Genomic DNA, 20,307 nt, shown 5'->3' on the forward strand with positions numbered 1-20,307 from the left:
CCAATTCGACATCTTGACTATCGCACGACACGTTGGCCTCGAGGTTGAGCAGCTCAAGCGGGACATGGAAGACCGCGCCATCGAAAACGTCCTCGAGCGCAATTGCGCGCTCGCCAAGGAGCTGTACATCAACGTCACGCCGGCGTTGGTTCTCGGCGACGAAGTGATTTCAGGTGTGCTCAAGATTCACACGCTGGAACGCTTCATCGCCACAGAGCGGGAAGAAGCTAAGCGTCGTGCCGGATCACAACTTCGGCATTTTGACAGCGTGGCGGCCGGTGCGATCCCGTTCTTTGGCCACGAGTGCCGCTTCTCGCGCCGGGCCAAATCTCTTATATGGCCCGGCAACGCGGTGCTAGCGTGCAAAGTCCTGCATTCAGCTCGCTTTCCTCAACTTGGCCGAACGCGATCGCACAGCTCGGGATCTATTCAGCCGGTCCTGGTGTTTCCGTTCCGCCATCGGCGTCTTTCACCGAAGCCTCGCCAGAAGATAGGCGGGAGGCGCGCCGACGCCTGCTTCAGATCGCGGCCGGCGCGACGATGATCGTCATGGGCTCTCGCCCCCCTGGGGTGATCGTACAAGTCCCGATTGTCAGAAGAATCTGTTGACGTGGACGCCTCGGCGCCAAGCTCGCGCCACCTGTCGACAGCGCGGCCCTTGGCGTGTTGGATAAAGCCGCAAAGCGGTTGCAAGAAATCCCGTTCGGATTGACGAAAATGACGGTGGCCGCACCCATGCACCTCGATCATGCCATTCAAGGCCGAGGCTCTGGTCGAGGTCACCTCATTGAGGATGACGGCGGCCGGAATTGCCTGGATCAAGCAGCCAACCGTGGTGCGCGACACCTCATTTATTGAATTGAGGGTGGCGCCGGTGTTCCGGCATTGAAGTCCTGATATCAATTGTGCGACAGGCTGCCTCATCGAACCGCTGGCGGAGGCAAGCGTGGGCTGCAGCACCAGATCACAGGCATGCCGCCAGCGAGGCCATCCCATGTGCTTAATGGCCATGCCGCCAAGATCGAATTCGCTACCCGCATGAAACCTTGGTGTGGTGGAGGTGTTGAGAGGCACCTGCGCTAGGCTGGCGAACGGTTAGAAGCGGGCAAAACCCGTAGCTCAGCTCATAGCCCGCCTAAACAAAGGCGGGCATCGTAGAAGGCCGCAGTCCTTCGGACTTAGGTCCAAAAGAGCGGCCCAGGTGATTTCGCAAGCCGGGCGGGGGTTTGCGCCGTTCGCATCAAGAGCTGTCCGCCCGGCCAATTCTGTCCCTCACATAAGCTGGCGGTCAGCCGCAAACGGTATACCAGCTGTCGAATCGGCCATTGTTTGGAGCCGCACACAGAGCGCCGTAACAAACCTTCTCACCCTTGAAGTAGGCCAGGAACTGCAGCAAATGCGATATTTCGTCCTGTTCATCTTGGTCCCGGATACGCTCCGGACCGCCCTGCGATTTCAATGCCATCTCGATCAACTCGATCGCCCGATCTTTGTTGCCGCTCTCGTGATAGTACAGGGCTGCCAAACGATAAGGCAGGAGCTTACGTTTGTCGCTTTCCGGGGGATTCAGTGCCAGGATGTGTTCGGACAGCTGTTTTCCCATCGCCAAGCGCTCAGCAGACGGAAAGTGCGAATGGTCAAGATTCGGAAAGAAGAGCTCGTCTAACGCCGCAACCATCCAATTCTCGGAGTTTCTGTTGATCGCGTCGCGAACGAATTGGCGCATGACGGGCAAGCCGACCTGCATGTCCTTCATTTTGTGAAGCAACAGATTCACATGAGAACGGCGGAAACCGAGGTTGTCCGGCATCAAGGCGATGCCTTCTTCGATCGCCGAGAGCGCCGTCTTCCAATCCTTTTTCTCCACCGCCGCCCGATATCTGTCCTTGATCGGCTTCTTCAGCGCTTGTTCGCGCGCTATGGGTTCGCCTTCCGCGATCCGCTCCGCATCGGCGGATTTTGCCTGATCGCTGGTGCGCCAGCTGCCGCTAAGCACCTTCGGCAAGACCTCATCGAGTTCCGTCGGTTCACCAATAAAGGCGATGCAGCCGTCTCGGTCGACCACGAAACTGGTGGGAATCCAGAAAGAAAAGCTGGGCTCCATCCAAAGCTTGTCCATTTCGCCTGTGGAGTCGAATGCGATCCGATAGTTCAGATTCGGGAACTTTTCCGTCAACCAAGCGTCCAACGTGCTTCGGGCCTCATCGGCCGTTGGAGCGCGTTCACTAGCCGCGACTCCTACGATCTCAACGCCGCTTTCCCTGTATTTCTCCTGCAGCTGCATCAGATGGGGCATCCCGTCCACACACGAACCGCACCAAGTTGCCCAAAATTCGACGATGTACACTTTGCCGGGCTCGAAGCTGGTGAGGGGCTCGCCACGCAGCCAGGTTTCCGCTTGAATCGAAGGAGCCGGGGACTCGATCTGCAACACCACGTTGTTCTCCAAAGCCGTTGTCAAAGGTTGTGAGATTTTCTGCACGAGCTTATTTCCCTCTCAGAGACGGCACACGGTTCAGGGGAGAGAACATCCTCGTCTGCTCCATTGCATACCGTCCTGCTGCAAGCGTTGCAAGGTCCATGCCAGCGGGCTCAGCGCGCAAGTGCATGAATATGCTTTGAAAAACCTCCGCAGTGCCCGGATGGCGGTTGGATTGAACCTGACAAGTTTCTGCCTTTGTCAGGTTTTGAACGCGCATTGCCCGTGTTTCGCGCCGCCAGAAAAGCGTGGCCCATCCGCACGATCCTGAAGCCCAAACCGTCGAACACGTGCGACACCGCCGCAATATGTCGTGCCATGCATCGATGCCAAGCGCCTCGGCGTTGAGCTCGCAGCACGCCAGAACATCATCGACGAGACGTTCAAGCTCGACCCGGGAACGGGAAAACGGCCCGAGGTTTGGCCTTGGTCGGGACGGCCGAACGGCAATATCGCCGAGAGGGAAAGACGCAGAAGAAGATCATCACACCCGGCGAGCCGAAAGTGTCGGCAAGCCATCGCAGAAGGCAGCAAACATGCAGGCCCAGACGTATCGCTGGGCGATCTGAGGGAGTGGCATACGTTGCGCGCCTGGTGCAGAAATTGCTCGCATCATGCCGAAGTAAGGTCGGCCGCGCTAATCCGCCGGTATGGCAAAGGCGCACTATTCAGCACGGTCGAGGGCACTTGGTTGCCCGGGAATTGACCGGCTCATCACTGGTCAGTGATAATGCCAGCCAGTTCATCTCGAACGCCATCCTCTCCTGCGCGGATCAGAACCGGTCGAATGGCATTCCATGCGCACGGCAAGCATCGCTATCGCCTGTGGCGCGCCGACTGCAACACCGCGCGGCCGCACTCCCAAATCGCCTGGCAGACACCGGCCAAGTTCGCCACCACCTTCAATCCGCGACGGTCGCTCGCGCTGCGCTATGCGAAAGGCTCCGCGCCAGCCCCCGTCGCTTCACCCGCCCAGCAGCGCACAACCCACGCCGGAAACGAACCCAAAACTGGAGAAACTCGGGGCGACGTCATTTAGATTCCACCCATGCAGAGGTACTTCATTTCGAGGTAGTCTTCGAGCCCGTGGCGGGAACCCTCCCGCCCGATGCCGGACTGCTTCATGCCGCCAAAGGGCGCCGCATCCGAAGACATACGCCCCGTATTGATGCCAATCATGCCATATTCCAATGCCTCGGCCACGCGCCAGACACGCCTCAGGTTCGAGGCATGGAAATAGGCGGCGAGCCCGTAAATCGTGTCGTTTTCCTCACAGACAACCTGATCCGCATCGTGGAAGCGGATGATCGGCGCCAACGGCCCGAAAGTCTCCTCTTGCGCAACCGCCATGATGCTGGAGATCTCGGTGAAGGCTGTGGGTTTGAAAAAGGTGCCATCCTTGCCGATACGTTTGGCCCCGCATCGATTATCCCACCCTTGGCAACGGCATCTGCGATGTGGGACTCGATCTCGGCCAAAGCATGCATGTCGATGAGTGGTCAGACGTCCACTCCCGGAGCGAAGCCGTCGCCAACCGATAAGTGCCGGACTTTCTCCACGAACTTCTCGACGAACTCATCGTGAACGCTCGATTGGACGTAAAGCCGGTTCGATGAAACGCAAGTCTGGCCGGCATTGCGGAACTTCGCCTGGATCGCGCCGTCAACGGCAGCGTCAATATCCGCGTCGTCGAAGACGATGAAGGGCGCATTGCCGCCGAGCTCGAGGCTGACCTTCTTGATCTGGTCCGAGCACTGGCGCATGAGCAGTCGGCCAACCTCAGTGGAGCCTGTATAGCTGATCTTTCGGACCTTGGCATTGGAGCAGAGTTCGCGGCCCCACGCGATCACCTTCGGACGCATAGACCAGGTTGACAACGCCGTCAGGAAAGCCGGCTTGCTGCGCGAGGGCAAATATTGCACCTGCCACGAGCGGCGTCTGTTCAGCAGGTTTGAGCACGATCGCGCAGCCCGCCGCCAGGGCCGGCGAGATCTTGCGCGCCACCATCGACGCTGGGAAATTCCATGGCGTAGTCGTGCCGACGACACCGATCTGCTGCTTTGATCACCATCATCCGACGGTCTGTAGACGGTGCGGAGATCGTCTCGCCATAGATGCGATTGGCTTCTTCGGCGTACCATTGCAGATACGCGGCCGCATGCGAAACCTCCGACTTGGCTTCGGCAAACGGCTTGCCCATTTCCGCAGTCAGAATCGCGGCGAGATCGCCTGCATGGTCGATGATCAGCTGATGCCATCGCCAAAGAATGTCGCTGCGCTCCCGGCGGTCAGCGCCGCCCATCCAGGCTGCGCGACATAGGCCTTGTCTACCGCAGCGCGTGTCTCCTCCACGCCCATATCGGACGTCCTGCCAGCACTTCGCCGCTCGACGGGTTGAGGACCACAAATGACCGCTCGCGAACTGACGTGCCAAGTGCCGGCAGGCGATGGACGGCGCCAAACAGGTCCGGGGATTTCAGTGGCGGATCATCGGCAGGCACAGGGGCAAACCGGGTTCCTCTCAAAGGCAGCTGATATGTATAATCGGCAGAGCCTCGGCGTGTACTCCGCACCTGCGGGTCCTTATAGGGCCTCGGCCATACGGCTGGTAGACCATCCACTCAACTTGAAAGGGAGAATTCTTGAACGCTTCTGGTCGATGGCTTGCGGTTCTCATCAGGTGCAAACTGAACAATGGACATCGGCTTCCCGACCGCGCGTACCGGCCATCGGTCCGAATAGCAGCAGTGCAGCCAAATGCCTTTTTTGAGCATCATCGGATTGAAATTGCTTTCAAAAGTCCTCGATCTTGCCGCCCCCCATCGCGAGCGCCACAAACGGGCGTGGAAAATCAAAAGGGACCACAGTCGAGAATCAGCACGGTGATGCCTTCTTTGCGACCGTAGGCACGCAGATCATCTGCCAGCTGGGCTCGGGACCGTGCAGGTCGCGCCCCAAAAAACGAGAAGGGGGGTCGTTGTGGTGGAAGAGGTCGGGGATTTTCGAAAGAGCGTCGTTTACGGCGGGTCGTCCCTGTAGAGCATTCCCCTCGAATGCGACCGCCTTCAAAGGAGGACTTGCCATCGACGCCACGCTGATAACCGCTGCTGGCAAGCTGGAACTCAATACCGGTTAATTGCACTGAGGGCGGCGGCAACCACCCCTCGAAAACTTTTTGCCCGGGGGCTTAAGCTCGGAAAGAGTGTTCCTTATCATATTGTGTTCAAAGTAAATGGACGTGGTGCGTTTCGTGGGTTGAATCACATAAAGTAGTCTGTGTTAACGTCTGCCAAACCACGTTCCCTTGCCGGTTCCATGTTGGGGCTAGATGGTTTATTTCGACCAGGGTTGCCACATGTTTTTTGACGGTGTTCCGGTTTGCACCGGTCAGGTTGACGATCTCGCCAATGGTCATTCGCCCGCGCTCCTTGATGGCTTCAACTATTTGAAGGGAGAGTTCCGGAAGCGTACCGAGCACGAGACGCTCGCGCTCGATTTTCTTCTCAAGCCGCTGCTTTTGCTGCTGAAGAGCGCGCAGGAAATAAACAGCCCAGGGCTGCCAATTAGGCCTCGGACTGCGGATCGTTTTTTGAGTTTGCCGAAGCGCCAGATAGTAGCCCTCCTTGCTGTTCTCGATCACGCTTTCGAGCGAAGAGTAAGGCACATAAGCATAGCCACTGCGCATCAGCAGAAGCGTCGTCAGAACGCGATAGCCTTCCATTGCCGTCCTGGAATGGATGGATCTCCAAAAAGACCACCGTGAACATTGCCACGACGAGCAGAGATCTCGACCGCATCGACTGCGCCAGCCGACGCCCGAAGGGATTGTGCAGACGATCGAGCGGTTACGTCGCCGGCGCTAGAAAATAGGCCCTCCACTGAGCATCTATCATTAGCCTGAACTTTCGAGCCCTTGCCAAGCTTTGTCAGGGCGGTCTCGCCCATCACGGCTGGGAAGTGCGGTCCATGGAAACCGGCGTATCAGTTAGATCGATCATCTATGCAAACCCTTCGATGCGTTCGTGGACAATCGCGCGCATTTGCTCCGCCATCTTCGCGCCTTGAGAGCCGTCTGATAGAGGCGGCGGCAATTCGAGGTGGTTGAGCGCGCGTGAGAGGGCTGCAACAAGATCGTCGATGCTGGTATCCGCATCGGCTGCCTTGAGGCCAGCCGTGCTCGCGAAAGCCTTGAAGTCGGCGCGCCGCAGACGATCGTCCTTGCCGTTCAGCTTGAGGGCCATCCGGTCTTTTTCGAGGCGTGGAAACACGCGAGTCGTGACCGCGTCGTAGAGCGGAGCCATGCGAACTGAGCTGAATTGCGTGCTGCCGGGCTCTGCGATTTCCAGCAGTGCCATGTTCTTCAGGTGCATGTCGCCATCGGCGATCAGCCAGGCGAATAAGGATCGCTTCAGGACAAGCAGGACGTCTTCTTCGGGAGAGGTCGATAGCGGCCTTAGTGCCCGCGCGATGCGCTCCATCGTGCCGTCGTATTTTGCTTCGGTGGGCACGCCAAGTACCGAGCAGAAGTCCTCAAGCGCGAGCAGGTGTTTGTCCTCGAGGCTCGTTCTGATATCGAACCGCTCCACGAGTAGCGCCGGAGGCATCCCGTCAGGCATCGGGACGAGCGCTGTCGCGGGCGTCTTGAAACCGGCCGCGCTGCCCAAAGCGAGCGACTGCCATTCGATAACTGGCAGGGCCTCAAATCCGCCCGTACCCGCAGGTTTGAGAATGTGGGTAAAAGGCCGGCCGATACTGGGAGAGAGGGTGCCATCCGCACTGAGGAACATAGGCGCTTTGATCTGAACACCCGAAAGGCGAGGCGTATCAGTACGCTCGAATATCTGTGCGAGATTGCGTTCGAAACTCTGCTCCAGGTCGCCGCGACCCGGCCCTGCATACTGGCCAGTGAAGACAGTGTTTCTAGTGAAGCCATTGAGCCGGGTTAACAGGATGTCGGGCGGCAGGGCGGAGAGATCGCTCGCACGCTCGACGATGGTGATGTTGGACATGTAGCGTTTGCCCGAGCGTAGCGTCGCGCGCTCGTCGCGGTCGTTCAACACTGACTCAAGCCAGCCTTCAGGCAGCAGCGACAGAATGAAAGGAGGGAGCTTGCCCGGCGTGGTCTGGCGAACAAGTGGCGGGCCCTGATCGTCTGCATTCCAGCGCCACTCAAAACCATCATGTGTGAGATTTCCGAGCGGAGCGCCGTGCCACGCCACGATCAGATCGAGCGCGGCTCCGTTGCGTGCCGGTTCTGTGGTCAGTGGAGGGCGGAGGAAAAAGCGCTCGGCGTGCTCGCCCTCGCGATACCACTGGTTCGCGCGGGCAAGCGCCCATGTCGCGTCGGCAGCGCCCTGGGCGCTGCCGTATTGTTCTATGAGGCGGTTCGCGATTGCCTCGCGCATCGTCTCGTCGATGGATGCCGCGTGTTCGCTGCGCAGGCGGAAAGCTTCGAGGAAGCGCTGGCGCATCGAGGAGACGTCGATCCGGATTTCTCCCATTCCATCATCGACAATCGCTTGAGCGACTGATGGGTGGTCGGGAGCTGCGTTCTGAATGATTTCCAGCAAGCGCAAGCGCCTGCGCTGTATTCGTCGCCCGCTCAGGAACAGGCGGCCATCCCGGGTCGGGCCGAGAAGCACAGCGCTCGCCGCCGAGAGGTAAGCGTTGGGATACAGGTATTTGGCGATGCGGACGGCGTGCTTGAGTATCGTGGCCTCGATATCCTCCCCGGCATCGACATAGATGCCGCGCATTAGCTGGACGAGCTTGCCCGTTTCAGCCTGATAGTGGCTGCGGGTTTTATCGATGTTTTCCCCAACGAGGTGAAGGGCCATTTTCTAACTTTCCCGTATCTGATATACGGGAAAGCTAGCATAATCGGCTTCATATTCAAGAGTTTCTAACTTTCCCGTATTTGGCATACGCAAAAGTTAGAATACTTTCTCGGAACGACGGCGTTCTTCGGGTCGGGAATCGAACCACGGGAGAGAACCTGGTCTGCGAAGGCGAGCAGGCAGAACTCAAGGCGTTCATTCTGCCACACCATAGTCGGATCAGCCACACGTAGGTCGGCGAGTCCTTCAGCTATTGTAGAGCGTGGGATTATTCGCTGTCACGGGCCAACGCCCATAATCGCGGGCTCGGCCGAAAGCAGCTTCTTCGCCGCCGCCCTGCCTGCTCGAGGATCACCTGCTCGATGAGGGCCGGGCGGCGCTGGATGTAGTCTATGCCGAGTTTGTCGAGCTGCAACCCGACAAGCGTGGCGGAAATCGGCCTGGAGGAACCCAGATTGTCGATAGCATAGGCGCCGATCAGATACTTCTTGCTCGCTTCGAGTTCGGCCGCTGTTGGGCCTGTGTCCACCAGCTCCTTGATTAGTTGTCTTATCAGGTCGAGCGTCTCGGCCGCCCTGTCGGCGCGCGTCGACGTCGTCACGACAAGCATGTTGGGCTGGTAGTCTTCCAAGCTGGACGAGACACCGTAGGCAAGGCCGCGCTTTTCGCGCACTTCCTGGAACAGACGTGAGGTAAATCGTGAGCCTCCGACTATATCGTTCATCAGCTGTCCCGCGTAGAATTCCGGGTCGTTGCGTCCCATGGCGGGAAAAGCCAGCTGGAGCGAAGTCTGGGGGAGGGCGTTGCGACCTGCGTCCGCTCGCCGCTTCGGGGTGACATCAGGTACGGGGGCGAGCGCCTGTTTCTGAGGCAAATCGCCGAACAGCTGGTCGAGCCTTGCTCTCAGGGCTTTGGCATCTATGTCGCCTACGACCGCCACATGCAGCCCGTCGCGGGCGAAAGCGGCTTTGTGGAAGGCGCTTAGATCGGCGGGCGTTACGCTGGTCAGGCTCCCTTGGGCGGTCTCGAATACGGATGCGTGCCGTAGAGTCCGCGCCGCCAGGCCAGCTCGGGGATCGCGTGAGGTTCGCGCTCATCGGCAATGATTTCGGAGAGAAGCTGGGCGCGTATGCGGTCGAAAACTGCTGGTATAGCCGGCTGCGGGTCCCGCCGCCGAGGATGTCGGCCAGCAGTCGAGCGCCTCGGCCTCGCCGGGTGCGGCCGTATGATAGGACGGCAGCATCCATTGCGTGGAAAAGCGCGGCACCGAAATGCGCAGGTCGGTCAGCGGCACCGTGCGCTTGGCGTTTTGCTCCGGCTCGACTGGGCGGATGCGGGTTAGACCAGGAGCCGTCGGCACGGTTCCCTACGTCTTATCGGCCAGCGCCTTGACCGTTTCCGGCTCGACATCGCCGGCCACCACCAGGACGGCGTTGCTGGGCGTGTAATATTTTGTCATAGAAGGCTCTGGCGTCGGTGCCGTAGCGGATCGTGTTGGAATTTGGCGGAGCAGCCTCCGGTAAATTGAGGTTATCGGTTCATGCGGCGAGGTCAATCTGCTGATCGAGTGGCTTGGCGGGGAGCGTGTGCCATCCGTCGATTTTTCGCATCGAGATTTGGCCGGACGCAATCAACGCCCAGAACAACATTGCCGCGGTTTCGGCCGAAGGCAGCACGGTCTGGGTCTTGATGCGCCGCTTGAACTCTTCATGCAGACGCTCAATCGCGTTTGTAGTTCTGGTGCTTTTCCACTGGCTCGGCGGCAGGCGCGTGAAGGCGAAGAGGCGCTCACCGGCCTCCTCCAGGCTGTCGGCCACCGCCCGGCACTTGAGCCGCCATTTGCGCAGGAACGCCTTGCGGCGGCTCTCGATCTCCTCCGGCGTGGCCGCGTAGATCATGTCGGTGTAATCGGCGCTGATCTCCTCGTGCAGGCGCTCGGGAGCGTGGGCGAGCAGGTTGCGGTGCTTGTGAACCGTGCATCTTTGAACCGGCACCCCGTCCACAGCCCGGCGATCGCCCCGTCCAAGCCGGGTGCGCCGTCGACGATGAGGAACTCAGGGCGGCGGAGGCCGCGTGCGACGAGATCGTCGAGGATCGCCCGCCAGGCCTCGGTCGTCTCGCCGCCCATGTTCTTGACCGCGAGCAGGATCTTCTGGCCGTCCGCGCGCACGCCGATGACAACGAGCAGCGAGATCGAGGTCGCCTTGCGGTCGAGCCTGACACGAACCACCGTCCCGTCGAGGATCAGGCGCACGATCGGGCTCGTCGGCCAGCGAGCGACCATTCCAGGCGTCCCAGTCCGTCTTCACCTTGCGCCAGGTGCGGCTGACGACGTCCTTGCCGATCGCGCCGCCGAACAAGGCGGCAAGCGCACGACGGACGCGTCGCGTGTTCGTGCCCGCCAGGTAGCTCGACGCGATCAGTGCGTCGGCGGCCTTCGTGCGCCGCTGATAGGCGCGCAGAGCCTTGCTCCTCCATTCCACCGTCTTGTCCTCGTCGACATCAAGGCGCGCCCGCGGAACCGTGATCTCAGTGGTGCCGAAGGTCCCCGTCAGCGTGCGCGTCCGGCTGCCGTGGCGGTGGCCGGCGACACCGGTGGTCTCATCACTGGCGCGCCGCCGGCTGCCGGCCATAACGGGGACGGGCAAGCACCGCTTCCAACTCGGTCTCGAGCATCGTCTCGATGAAGCCGCGCACCCGCTCGCGCAGGCCAGCTTCGATCGGATCAAACCAGTTGTCGAAAAGATAGCTCGTCGCCTCATCCCCCGGGATGAACGGCTTCGGCTTTCATGGTAGTCCTTGTCATGGCGTAGTATCCTGTCCGGCACCGCAAGGCCGGATGATTCGAGGTTGACACCCCGGAGACTACGCCAACTCACAATTCCAACCACTCCCGCGACGGCACCTTGGCAGTCATCTGCTCGGCAATCAAATCGAGCGGGACTTCGCTCTTGCGGGACTTCTCGAAGAGGAGGCGGGTTCTGCGAACCCAAGTCATCGCGACCACACGCCGGCGACAAGGATTGAGACCCAGCCGCCGTCGAGCACTTTCATGATATTCGCCGAGAAGAAGCCGACATCGACCACCCCGAAGACGAGCGCAAGGCCGAGCGCCGGGAGGAGCGTCCACCTCCAGATACGCCTCATCACGATGTGGAGCAGGATTGTCGTCACAACCATTTCGCCCGTGACCGATATGCCATAGGCTGACGGGAGGGCGCTGGACTCACCAAAGCCGATGACGGCAACATGACCGACCATGCGAGCAGCAGGTTGACGCGCGGCAGGTATATCTGCCCGAATTGCATTTCGGATGTATGCCGGATTTCGAAGCGCGGAAGCATGTTGAGCTGGACGGCCTGTCGCACAAGTGAATAAGCGCCGGAATCACGACCCGGCTGGCGATCACAGTTGCCGCCGTAGCCATCACCACCATCGGCACCAACGTCCAGCCGTGGTCATCTCGAAGAATGGATGTCAGATCGTCCCGCCTCGGGAAAGAACGAACGCGCCCTGCCCGAAATAGTTAAGCAGCAGGCACGGAAATGCGATCGCCAGCCAAGCCAGCACAATCGGCCGGCGGCCAAAATGACCGAGATCAGTGTAGAGCGCTTCAGCCCCGGTTACGGAAAGGCTCCGCGGGCGGCATACTGCCTTGCCGAAGGGGCCATAAATGCTGCGCATCTACACGGGCCAGAACGGCCATCTGACAGCAATTGACGGCTTGCCGGAGGCCGAAGCTCTCGGTGCTCTCTGGCTCGACCTCCTCAACCCGACTGTTGAGGAAGTGAAGCTTGTTAAGGCGCATCTGGCCATTGATATCCCGACGCGCGACGAGATGGCGGAAATCGAGTTGTCGGACCGTCTTTATCATGAAGACGGCGCCGAGTTCATGACGATCACCGCGGTCGCGAATATCGAGGGCGAGGACCCTGTCAAAGCGCCGGTTACCTTCGTTATCAAGGGCCAGACGCTCGTCACTGTCCGCCACGCCGAACCGAAGCCGTTCTTGATCTATGCGGCGAAAGCACAGCGTACTAGCGGCCCTCCCTGCACGTCCGGCGAATTGGTGATGCTGGGTCTGATCGAAGCGATCATCGACCGCGCGGCCGACACGCTTGAGCGCATCGGCGACGAGATTGATGCACTCTCACGCGAAATTTTTCGCAACACGTCTCCGAGCGCCTCGAAGAAAACACGCAACCTTCAATCCCTTGTCGAGCGAATCGGCCGGAAGGGTGAGCTGCTGACGAAAATTCAGGAGAGTCTCGTGAGCATCGCGCGGCTCGTCGCCTACCATAGCGCGAGTGACTCGACCAGCTGGGCAGTCGCGTCGTCCGGTCGCAAGTTGCAGAAGGAAATCCGGCAACGTATCAAGCTCGTCCAGCGCGATGCCACGTTCCTCAGCGACCATGCGACCTTCCTGTCCAACAAGATCAACTTCCTGCTGGACGCGACGCTGGGTCTCATCAATCTGGAGCAGAACCAGATCATCAAGATTTTCTCGGTCGCTGCCGTCGTGTTTTTGCCGCCGACGCTGGTTGCCTCGATCTACGGCATGAACTTCGATGCCATGCCCGAGCTAAAATGGCTTCTGGGCTATCCTTTTGCGCTGGGTCTGATGGTGCTCTCCGCCGTGGTTCCGTATCTCTTTTTCAAGCGGCGCGGTTGGCTGTGAAAGGAAATAGGCTGGTTCGGGGCGCTTACTGAAAGTCCCACGTCCCGGAGCGGTCGCGCAGCTCAGCGAATTCGACATCTTGACTATCGCACGACACGTTGGCCTCGAGGTTGAGCAGCTCAAGCGGGACATGGAAGACCGCGCCATCGAAAACGTCCTCGAGCGCAATTGCGCGCTCGCCAAGGAGCTGTACATCAACGTCACGCCGGCGTTGGTTCTCGGCGACGAAGTGATTTCAGGTGTGCTCAAGATTCACACGCTGGAACGCTTCATCGCCAAAGAGCGGGAAGAAGCTAAGCGTCGTGCCGGATCACCAACTTCGGCATTTTGACAGCGTGGCGGCCGGTGCGATCCCGTTCTCTGGCCACGAGTGCCGCCTCTCGCGTCGGGCCAAATCTCTTATATGGTCCGGCAACGCGGTAGTGGGCGGACCAAGCCGTTCTATGCAGCGCACCAGACAAAGGGCAATGACCAAAGCCGTCCCGGACATCGCATCGGAGTTCAACGTCTTTGCACCAATGCCCAGCAATGGTCGCCGCGACAAACAACGCCTGCAAACGGGCGCTGTGAGCCGCCGTCGTTCAACGAAAGATCACCAACGGATGTCCCGAGGAGGCCCCATGAATCGCTGCACATCAGCATTTGCAATTCTTGCTTTCGGCACGTTCTGCACATCGTCGACCATCGCCATGGCGGCGCATTCGACCACCTATTCAGCGCCCGACAAGAGCGTCGTGTTTCTTGGTGGCGTTGGCTACACCTGGCTAAAGGGCAACGAGCTTTTCTACGTCGAAGTGGGCAATCGTATCAGCAAATTGATCTGGGAAACCGGCGCGCCGGTTCTGACCACCGGGCTAAAGGCCGAGGTCTGGAAGAACTGGACCATCTCAGCCAACGGCGTATTGCCGGACAGGATTGGTCGGATCAGTCAATCCACCCCGACACCCGCCTTGACCGCTACATCAACCTTGACATGGCAGCAGGCCCAGACTTCGTGATCAACGATGCCACGGTTATCAACCTTCATGGCGGCTTCAAATACACCAACATGAAGTGGAAGGCCTATGGCGGTTCGTACATATAGAGTGGGGACGGCTTCGGCTTTCGCGAGGATCGCGGCAAGTTCCCGGACGGCGAACCGGTCATCGATTACGAACAGCGCTATTTCGGCCTGTTCCTTGGCGCGAAAGCGACCACGACGCTCGGGAACTTGACGCTCTCGGGTCTGCTCCGCAGCGGCTTCACCGTTGATGCAAGCGCTGTTGACCATCACTGGCTGCGCGAGGAGGGGCGCGGCCTGCGATTTGAGGACGACTTCTTCACGGTGCCGTTCATCTCGGCCGGCGCCAAGATCGATTATCAGATGACCGACCGCGCCAGCGTCTTCCTGGCCGGCAATGTCGACAAATATTTTCGCAACAAAGGCTAGAAAACGGCCTACAGCATCGCGACCGGCGAACAAGGAGCCCACAAGGATAGCGCTGGCATGGACTTCTATGCCTTGACCCTGTCGGCCGGCTTCAAGCTGACGTTTTAAGCGCAGTCATTTCTGACGCTGAGCACGTAAGACCATGCGTGCATTAAGGACGCACAATGCCTCTGCGCGCAATCCATTCAATCGCGGCTATCCAAGCGGCGCCGACGTCGGCCAGGATCTCAGGATTGTCCGGGCGGTCCGCCAGGCCTGGTATGGCCGGGGTGGAGGTGTTGTCCGCCGGTCATCCCGTCGATTTTAAGGTCCCGACGGCCGTCTGGCACCGGTGCGCGAGCCGCCAGAAAAGCGTGGCCTTCCGCGCGATCCCGAAGCCACAAACCGTGAGAACCCGTGCGACACCGCCGCATCACGTCGTGTCGTGCATCGATGCCAAGCGGCTCGGCGTTGAGCTCGCCGCACGCCAGAATAAACTTGGCGCTCCTCAAGATTGCAGAGTCAGGCTAGTGGGTTGCGTCCCGCGGCGTCGTCTCCCAGCGTCAACCGGATCGTCTCGGCAATCTCCTCATCGGGCGCGCCGGGACGCGGTTCATCGTAAAGGCTATCGAGCCGCTGTTCGGCAAAGCGCCGACGCAATGTGCCCACTGTATTGGGCGTTGCACCAAGGCGTAAGGCAATTTCCTTGTTCTACATCCTCTCGCTGGCCAGCAGCACTATCCGCGCCCGTCGCGGCAGGCCTTGCGCCGTGCCTCGACGCCGGACCAGACCCTCCAGTTCACTCGGCTCTGCTGCGGAGCCAGCGCCTTGAGCAGCGGCCAACCTGGACTCGTCCCGTCCTCGAAAAGCAAATTGTTACGCAGATGCTTGTCCACCCTGACCCGAGCCATCCTCCTGCACGCTTTCGCCGTTGCGCGCGACGAAGACCGCAACGCTTCATCGCGCTTGGCGTAGTGGCACCAGGGACCGCCCATCGAATGACTCATGCGAGGCATCTCAAGGCTGTCCGCGGTCCAGCGCCAGATCTCCGCCTCGCCCGAGGCGCGCAGAGCTGGCCGGTTGTGCAGGAGCCGTAGGCAATATTCGCCGTCCTTGTTCGGATGGGTAACGCTTGCGTCTCCCGTCGCATTCTACCTCGCTTTCCGAACGTAGCCGTGATGCGAACTCTTGCTGCATATAAAGTCGAATCAGGGGGATTTGGATCATACGATACGGAGGCTTGACTTTGGCAGTCGCTCTGCGACATTACCTATATAAAGGTCGAAACGAGGTGATATGGCTCATGGATAGGTCACGGAGACCCGAATGACGGCAACGCATAAACGCACCTATTCGCGCTACGCAATGGAAGCGCTTGGCCTTTTCGGTAAGACCATCCGGCTGGGCCGGATGCAGCACCGGTTAACCGCACAGGAGTTAGCCGAGAGAATCGGTGTTTCACGCAGCACCCTGCAGCGCATCGAGAAGGGCGATCCCAAAGTTGAAATCGGACTGATGTTCGAAGCTGCTGCCATTGTCGGTGTGAAGCTGTTCGATGCGGACGGCAAGGGCATCACAGCCCTCACAGGCCGCATGGACGATCGCATCGCGCTGCTGCCGAAGCACGTCTACAAGGCCGGCAAGCAGATCGTCGATGAGTTCTAAGGTCCCCAAGTACGACGAAGCCTATGTCTGGGTCTGGCTGCCGGGCGAGACCGCGCCGGTTGTCGCCGGGCGGCTATATGCCCATGACGGACTCGTCAGCTTCAACTATGGCAGGAGCTTTCGTGAACTGGGCAGCGCGATCCCGCTTTATCTCCCGGAACTGCCCCTGAAGGCAGGCGAATTGCCTTTGCTTCCTGGCCTAACCATGCCGGGATGCATCCGCGATGCTGCCCCCGATGCCTGGGGACGACGGGTTATCCTAAACCGCAAATTCGGTGTGAAGGGCGATGAAATCGCGCGGCTCGATATTTCAGAACTGACGTTCCTGCTGGAATCAGGCTCGGACCGCATCGGCGCGCTCGATTTTCAGTTTTCGCCCACGAATTACGAGCCGCGCGCACTGGCCAATGCCACTCTCGAAGAGCTTGTCCAATCGGCGGAGCGGGTAGAGAAAGGTATTCCGCTCACCCCCGAATTAGATCAGGCGCTGCATCACGGCAGCTCGATCGGCGGCGCAAGGCCAAAGGCGCTGATCGAGGACGACGCCATCAAGCATGTCGCGAAATTTTCCTCGTCTGCCGACCTTTACAGCGTCGTCAAAGGAGAATTCATAGCCATGCGGCTTGCCGCCTTGTGCGGCATCAGAGCGGCATCCGTCTCGCTCGTTCGCGCCGCAGGCAAGGACGTGTTGCTCATCGAGCGATTCGACCGGATCAAGGTCACGGGCGGCTGGCAACGCAAATCCATGGTCTCAGCGCTGACGATGCTCGCGCTCGATGAGATGATGGCGCGTTACGCCAGCTACCAGGATTTGGCGGAGATCATTCGCCACCGATTCACCGCGCCGTCGGAAACTCTGCGCGAGTTGTTCAGCCGCATTGTCTTCAACATACTTTGCGGCAACACCGACGATCATGCCCGCAACCATGCGGCATTCTGGGACGGGGCTAAGCTCACCCTCACGCCTGCTTACGATATTTGTCCGCAGGCCCGCAGTGGCCAGGAGGCCAGCCAGGCCATGCTCATCAGCGGCAATAACCGCATGAGCCGGATCGCGTCCTGCCTTGAAGCCGCGCATCACTTCCTGCTCAGCGCGCCGGAAGCTCTTGCGATTGTTGAAGGCCAGCTCCGATGCATTGCGAAGAATTGGCCGCGTGTCAGCGAGGAAGCTACGCTATCCGGCACAGATCGCAATCTGTTCTGGGGCCGACAGTTCCTCAATCCCTACGCTTTTACGGCGCTGGAAGGGAGCGCCGACGTTCTCCGCGCTCTGGCTGACGAACTACGCAACAGTGTTCACGCCTGATCCGGCGCTGGACTTCGGACAAGCTCGGCAAGCGCAAGACGCCCACAATATGGACAATCCTTGCCGTGCCAGCACGAAGTCATGAACAGACGGCTCTTCGACAGCGACAACGTGCACTGCGGAGAGATGTGGAGCTGACACCGCAAGAGCCCACAGACGCGCGACTTCCCACGATACAACTCCACATAACTGAGCGTCTACAAGCGCTGCAGCCAGCGTAACATCCCGCCATCATAGCGATGATTGTCTGATCTTTTGCCGATGACATCACGTCGGGAAAGACTTGTTCGAGCGCTTGCCGCTTCATATCGATACCGGCCCGGGCGTAGCGCACGTTACGTTCAGCCCCGAGTGGCTAGCCATTGACTGATGGTGGCGATGTCAACACCCGCCTTGACAAGGTGGATGGCCGTCGTGTGCCGCAAAGAGCGGTGATGGATGCTTTTTTCCGCCAGGGTGGTTCCTTCCCCCGCAGCCATATCAAAATGTTTGCGCAGCAAGTATCGAACACCGAACCGGGTCAGCGGTGTGCCGCGGTCGTTGAGAAAGCCCCTTTGCTCGGCGGGACAGGGCGATACCAGACGAAGGTCAAAATTCGAAGTTTCAGGATTTCCTGAACTCGTGCATCCGTATTGAACATCAGCGAGAACAGCGCGTAATCCCGCTGTCCAGAAGGCGTGCGGCGGTCGATACGCGCCAGGACGCTCTTGATTTCCGGGCCCTTCGAGATATTCGACAGGTGCCACCCGCGCGCCCTCTTGAAGGGAAGTGTCACCACCAGTTGCAGCGTATCCATATATTCGGGGTGCTCCGAGATCAGGGACCGCGCAAAGGTATGCATCGCCGCCAGCCTTGCATTGCGGGTCGCAACTGCCACGCTCGACCTCAAGTGACGTGAGAAAGCTGCCGATCCTGTCGGTATTGATGTCGGAGACCGCTTCTTTCAAGAATATCTTCCCGCTCTCCGCGGCATGAGCCCGTGGCATGCTTCGGCCCAATGCGGTGGATTGATGTTTCTTCATGTCCACAACCTCGCTGACGAGACCGCCGAAAGCCCCTTCAAAGCGGTCGGTGGCGATCTCTCTCAGCTTTGGAAGGTAGTGCATTGATTTTTCGTGGAATGAGGACCCTGTTTAAGGGGTGATTTTCGTCCAAACGGGGCCCCTTAACGATGGGGTCATCAAGATGCCTCCGGTTTGATCGGAGGCATTTGTGTTTTGGATGTTGGTTTTGGAGACGATTGCAAAGATGTCGGCTGTCGCTGGTCCAGGGGAAGTCGATCAAAGCGATCTGCCGTGAGCTGAAGATCTCGCGCAAGGTGGTGCGCAAGGTCCTGCGTTCTGAGGAGACGGAGTTCCGCTACGAGCGCAAGCACCAGCCCTATTCCCGCATGGGAGCTTGGCGTGACACGCTGGACCGGCTGCTGTCGGCGAATGCGGCCAAGCCGCAGCGGGAGCGGCTGACGCTGATCCGTATTTTCGAGGAGCTTCGCGGCCTCGGCTATGACGGCAGCTACAGTTCGGGGTGGCGGCATGCTCAGAGCTGGGCGGCGGATCGCGGCAGCGCCGTGGCCGAGGCCTACATTCCGTTGAGTTTTGCACCTGGCGAGGCCTACCAGTTCGACTGGAGTCACGAGATCGTCCTGCTCGACGGCGTGACGGTGACAGTGAAGGTCGCGCACATGCGGCTCTCACAGCCGCATGTTCTTCGTGAGGGCCTATCCGCGCGAGACGCAGGAGATGGTGTTCGACGCGCATGACCGGGCGTTCGCCTTCTTCCGTGGCGCCTGCACGCGCGGCATCTACGACAACATGAAGACGGCGGTGGACGCGATCTTCATCGGCAGGGATCGCCGCTACAACCGCCGCTTTGCGCAGATGTGCGGGTATTACCTTGTCGAGCCGGAGGCCTGCACACCGGCGGCCGGCTGGGAGAAGGGGCAAGTCGAGAACCAGGTCGGGCTGGTGCGCGAGCGCTTCTTCACACCGAGGCTGCGCTTCAAGACGTTGGAGGATCTCAACGGCTGGCTGGCCGACAAATGCGTTGCCTAATGCCAAGGCGCGTCGGCATCCCGAACAGGGTGAGCGCACGATCTGGGACGTATTCAAAGAAGAACGCGCCAGCTTCATTCCCTATGCCGGTCGCTTCGACGGCTACCATTGCATTCCCGCGTCGGTGTCGAAGACCTGCACGGTGCGCTTCGACAACAACAAATACTCGGTGCTGTCGAGCGCCGACGGTCGGCCGGTCGAGATCCATGCTTATGCCGACCGCATCGTCATCCGCCAGGATGGCGCGGTCGTCGGCGAGCACGCACGCTCTTTCGGCCGCAACGAGGTCGTCTACGATCCCTGGCACTACGTGCCGGTGCTGGCCCGCAAACCGGACGGCCTGCGCAACGGCGCGCCTTTCCGGGAATGGGTTCTGCCATCAGCCATGGAGAAGGTGCGCCGCAAGCTAGGGGCGGCCGATGACGGCGACCGGCAGATGGTGTCGATCCTCACCTGCGTCCTGACCGACGGATTGAGCGCGGTCGAGAGCGCCTGTCAGGAAGCCATCGAGCACGGCGCATCGTCGGCGGCGGTGATCCTCAACATCCTGGCCCGCAGCCGCGATCCGGCGCCGGGCACGATCCTTTCCATTCCCCAGGCGCTGAAGCTAGCTCACGAGCCGGTCGCCGACTGCGCCCGCTATGACAGTCTCAGGAGGACAAACAGCCATGGAACGCACCGAGGTACTGGAACTGATGGGAGCGCTGAAGCTCTACGGGATTGCGCAGCGCCTATGACGAGATCATGGGCGCGTTGCCATCAAGCGACGGCACGAGCCGCCCAGGATTGTCGGTGATCTCTTGCAGGCCGAGATATCGGAGAAGCAGGCCCGCTCCATCAAATACCAGTTCGCCGTCGCCAAGTTGCCGCTGGCCAAGGACAT

At 59.9% G+C, this 20,307-nt stretch carries 13 protein-coding genes and 8 pseudogenes; 10 read left to right on the forward strand and 11 right to left on the reverse strand.

The annotated features are described in order from the left end of the window. Nucleotides 1–544, forward strand: a 544-nt coding sequence (locus EN857_RS14490; protein ID WP_189522815.1) for a DsbA family protein, incomplete at its 5' end; no start/stop codon positions are given. Between the two features lie 204 nt (nt 545–748). Next, nucleotides 749–889: a hypothetical protein gene (locus tag EN857_RS34730; RefSeq protein WP_164746818.1), complete on the forward strand. Its 141-nt coding sequence runs from the start codon at nt 749–751 to the stop codon at nt 887–889. 399 nt (nt 890–1,288) lie between these two features. Here the strand turns inward: EN857_RS34730 and EN857_RS14500 are convergent, their stop codons facing one another. Next, nucleotides 1,289–2,482 (reverse strand): TlpA disulfide reductase family protein, encoded by a 1,194-nt coding sequence (locus tag EN857_RS14500; RefSeq protein ID WP_245511315.1) that lies wholly within the window; start codon nt 2,480–2,482, stop codon nt 1,289–1,291. Between the two features lie 714 nt (nt 2,483–3,196). Between EN857_RS14500 and EN857_RS14510 the strand changes: the two are divergent. Next, nucleotides 3,197–3,518 (forward strand): annotated as a pseudogene (locus tag EN857_RS14510) (hypothetical protein); the annotation flags it as partial. Here EN857_RS14510 and EN857_RS36175 read toward each other — a convergent pair. From EN857_RS36175 to EN857_RS14545, 8 genes and pseudogenes are all read right to left on the reverse strand, one after another. Beyond that, nucleotides 3,515–4,988 (reverse strand): annotated as a pseudogene (locus EN857_RS36175) (NAD-dependent succinate-semialdehyde dehydrogenase). The pseudogenes EN857_RS14510 and EN857_RS36175 overlap by 4 nt on opposite strands. 714 nt (nt 4,989–5,702) lie before the next feature. Beyond that, nucleotides 5,703–6,200 carry a helix-turn-helix domain-containing protein gene (locus tag EN857_RS14520; protein WP_245316494.1) on the reverse strand — a complete coding sequence of 166 codons (498 nt, stop codon included), beginning with the start codon at nt 6,198–6,200 and terminating at the stop codon, nt 5,703–5,705. A 19-nt stretch (nt 6,201–6,219) separates the two neighbouring features. Next, nucleotides 6,220–6,276, reverse strand: a pseudogene (locus EN857_RS36320) (hypothetical protein); the annotation flags it as partial. 201 nt (nt 6,277–6,477) lie between these two features. After that, nucleotides 6,478–8,316, reverse strand: a complete 1,839-nt coding sequence (locus EN857_RS14525) for a HipA domain-containing protein (protein WP_127241052.1) — start codon at nt 8,314–8,316, stop codon at nt 6,478–6,480. Nucleotides 8,317–8,584: 268 nt separating this feature from the next. Beyond that, complete coding sequence (locus tag EN857_RS14530; RefSeq protein ID WP_329608241.1) at nt 8,585–9,379, reverse strand: pitrilysin family protein; 795 nt, start codon at nt 9,377–9,379, stop codon at nt 8,585–8,587. A gap of 82 nt (nt 9,380–9,461) precedes the next feature. After that, a pseudogene (locus tag EN857_RS35240) lies at nt 9,462–9,769 on the reverse strand (insulinase family protein); the annotation flags it as partial. A gap of 85 nt (nt 9,770–9,854) precedes the next feature. After that, nucleotides 9,855–11,088, reverse strand: a pseudogene (locus EN857_RS14540) (IS256 family transposase). Nucleotides 11,089–11,212: 124 nt separating this feature from the next. Then, nucleotides 11,213–11,949 (reverse strand): annotated as a pseudogene (locus EN857_RS14545) (KUP/HAK/KT family potassium transporter); the annotation flags it as partial. A 40-nt stretch (nt 11,950–11,989) separates the two neighbouring features. On the opposite strand from EN857_RS14545, the gene EN857_RS14550 reads away from it, so the two are divergent. From EN857_RS14550 to EN857_RS35680, 3 genes are all read left to right on the forward strand, one after another. Further along, nucleotides 11,990–12,994 carry a magnesium transporter CorA family protein gene (locus EN857_RS14550; RefSeq protein ID WP_029354811.1) on the forward strand — a complete coding sequence of 335 codons (1,005 nt, stop codon included), beginning with the start codon at nt 11,990–11,992 and terminating at the stop codon, nt 12,992–12,994. A 79-nt stretch (nt 12,995–13,073) separates the two neighbouring features. Then, the gene (locus EN857_RS14555) at nt 13,074–13,325 is read left to right on the forward strand and encodes a DsbA family protein (RefSeq protein ID WP_236370651.1); all 252 of its coding nucleotides are present in this window, start codon (nt 13,074–13,076) and stop codon (nt 13,323–13,325) included. A 136-nt stretch (nt 13,326–13,461) separates the two neighbouring features. Then, complete coding sequence (locus EN857_RS35680) at nt 13,462–13,992, forward strand: hypothetical protein (protein ID WP_245460617.1); 531 nt, start codon at nt 13,462–13,464, stop codon at nt 13,990–13,992. Here EN857_RS35680 and EN857_RS36180 read toward each other — a convergent pair. After that, nucleotides 13,923–14,456 carry a hypothetical protein gene (locus tag EN857_RS36180; protein ID WP_281007600.1) on the reverse strand — a complete coding sequence of 178 codons (534 nt, stop codon included), beginning with the start codon at nt 14,454–14,456 and terminating at the stop codon, nt 13,923–13,925. The two genes, EN857_RS35680 and EN857_RS36180, sit on opposite strands and share 70 nt — an antisense overlap. 1,272 nt (nt 14,457–15,728) lie before the next feature. Between EN857_RS36180 and EN857_RS14565 the strand changes: the two genes are divergently transcribed. Further along, entirely contained in the window at nt 15,729–16,067 is a 339-nt protein-coding gene (locus tag EN857_RS14565) for a helix-turn-helix transcriptional regulator (RefSeq protein WP_029354813.1), read from the forward strand. Continuing rightward, complete coding sequence (locus EN857_RS14570; RefSeq protein ID WP_127239672.1) at nt 16,057–17,373, forward strand: HipA domain-containing protein; 1,317 nt, start codon at nt 16,057–16,059, stop codon at nt 17,371–17,373. The genes EN857_RS14565 and EN857_RS14570 overlap by 11 nt, the downstream gene beginning before the upstream one ends. 341 nt (nt 17,374–17,714) lie before the next feature. Here EN857_RS14570 and EN857_RS14575 read toward each other — a convergent pair whose 3' ends face one another. After that, the gene (locus EN857_RS14575) at nt 17,715–18,479 is read right to left on the reverse strand and encodes a hypothetical protein (protein ID WP_127239673.1); all 765 of its coding nucleotides are present in this window, start codon (nt 18,477–18,479) and stop codon (nt 17,715–17,717) included. A gap of 115 nt (nt 18,480–18,594) precedes the next feature. Between EN857_RS14575 and istA the strand changes: the two are divergent. Together istA and EN857_RS35690 are read left to right on the forward strand one after the other, a co-directional pair. Next, nucleotides 18,595–20,091 (forward strand): annotated as a pseudogene (gene istA / locus EN857_RS14580) (IS21 family transposase); the annotation flags it as partial. A 1-nt stretch (nt 20,092) separates the two neighbouring features. Further along, a pseudogene (locus tag EN857_RS35690) lies at nt 20,093–20,307 on the forward strand (IS21-like element helper ATPase IstB); the annotation flags it as partial.

The organism is Mesorhizobium sp. M4B.F.Ca.ET.214.01.1.1, from assembly GCF_004791545.1.
GTDB lineage: Bacteria > Pseudomonadota > Alphaproteobacteria > Rhizobiales > Rhizobiaceae > Mesorhizobium > Mesorhizobium abyssinicae.

Excerpts from the sequence above, each read along its gene's own strand:
- EN857_RS34730 (WP_164746818.1), top strand. The coding sequence starts at position 749 with ATGCCATTCAAGGCCGAGGCTCTGGTCGAGGTCACCTCATTGAGGATG.
- EN857_RS14520 (WP_245316494.1), bottom strand. The coding sequence starts at position 6,200 with ATGGAAGGCTATCGCGTTCTGACGACGCTTCTGCTGATGCGCAGTGGC.
- EN857_RS14525 (WP_127241052.1), bottom strand. The coding sequence starts at position 8,316 with ATGGCCCTTCACCTCGTTGGGGAAAACATCGATAAAACCCGCAGCCAC.
- EN857_RS14550 (WP_029354811.1), top strand. The coding sequence starts at position 11,990 with ATGCTGCGCATCTACACGGGCCAGAACGGCCATCTGACAGCAATTGAC.
- EN857_RS35680 (WP_245460617.1), top strand. The coding sequence starts at position 13,462 with ATGACCAAAGCCGTCCCGGACATCGCATCGGAGTTCAACGTCTTTGCA.
- EN857_RS14565 (WP_029354813.1), top strand. The coding sequence starts at position 15,729 with ATGACGGCAACGCATAAACGCACCTATTCGCGCTACGCAATGGAAGCG.
- EN857_RS14570 (WP_127239672.1), top strand. The coding sequence starts at position 16,057 with ATGAGTTCTAAGGTCCCCAAGTACGACGAAGCCTATGTCTGGGTCTGG.
- EN857_RS14575 (WP_127239673.1), bottom strand. The coding sequence starts at position 18,479 with ATGCACTACCTTCCAAAGCTGAGAGAGATCGCCACCGACCGCTTTGAA.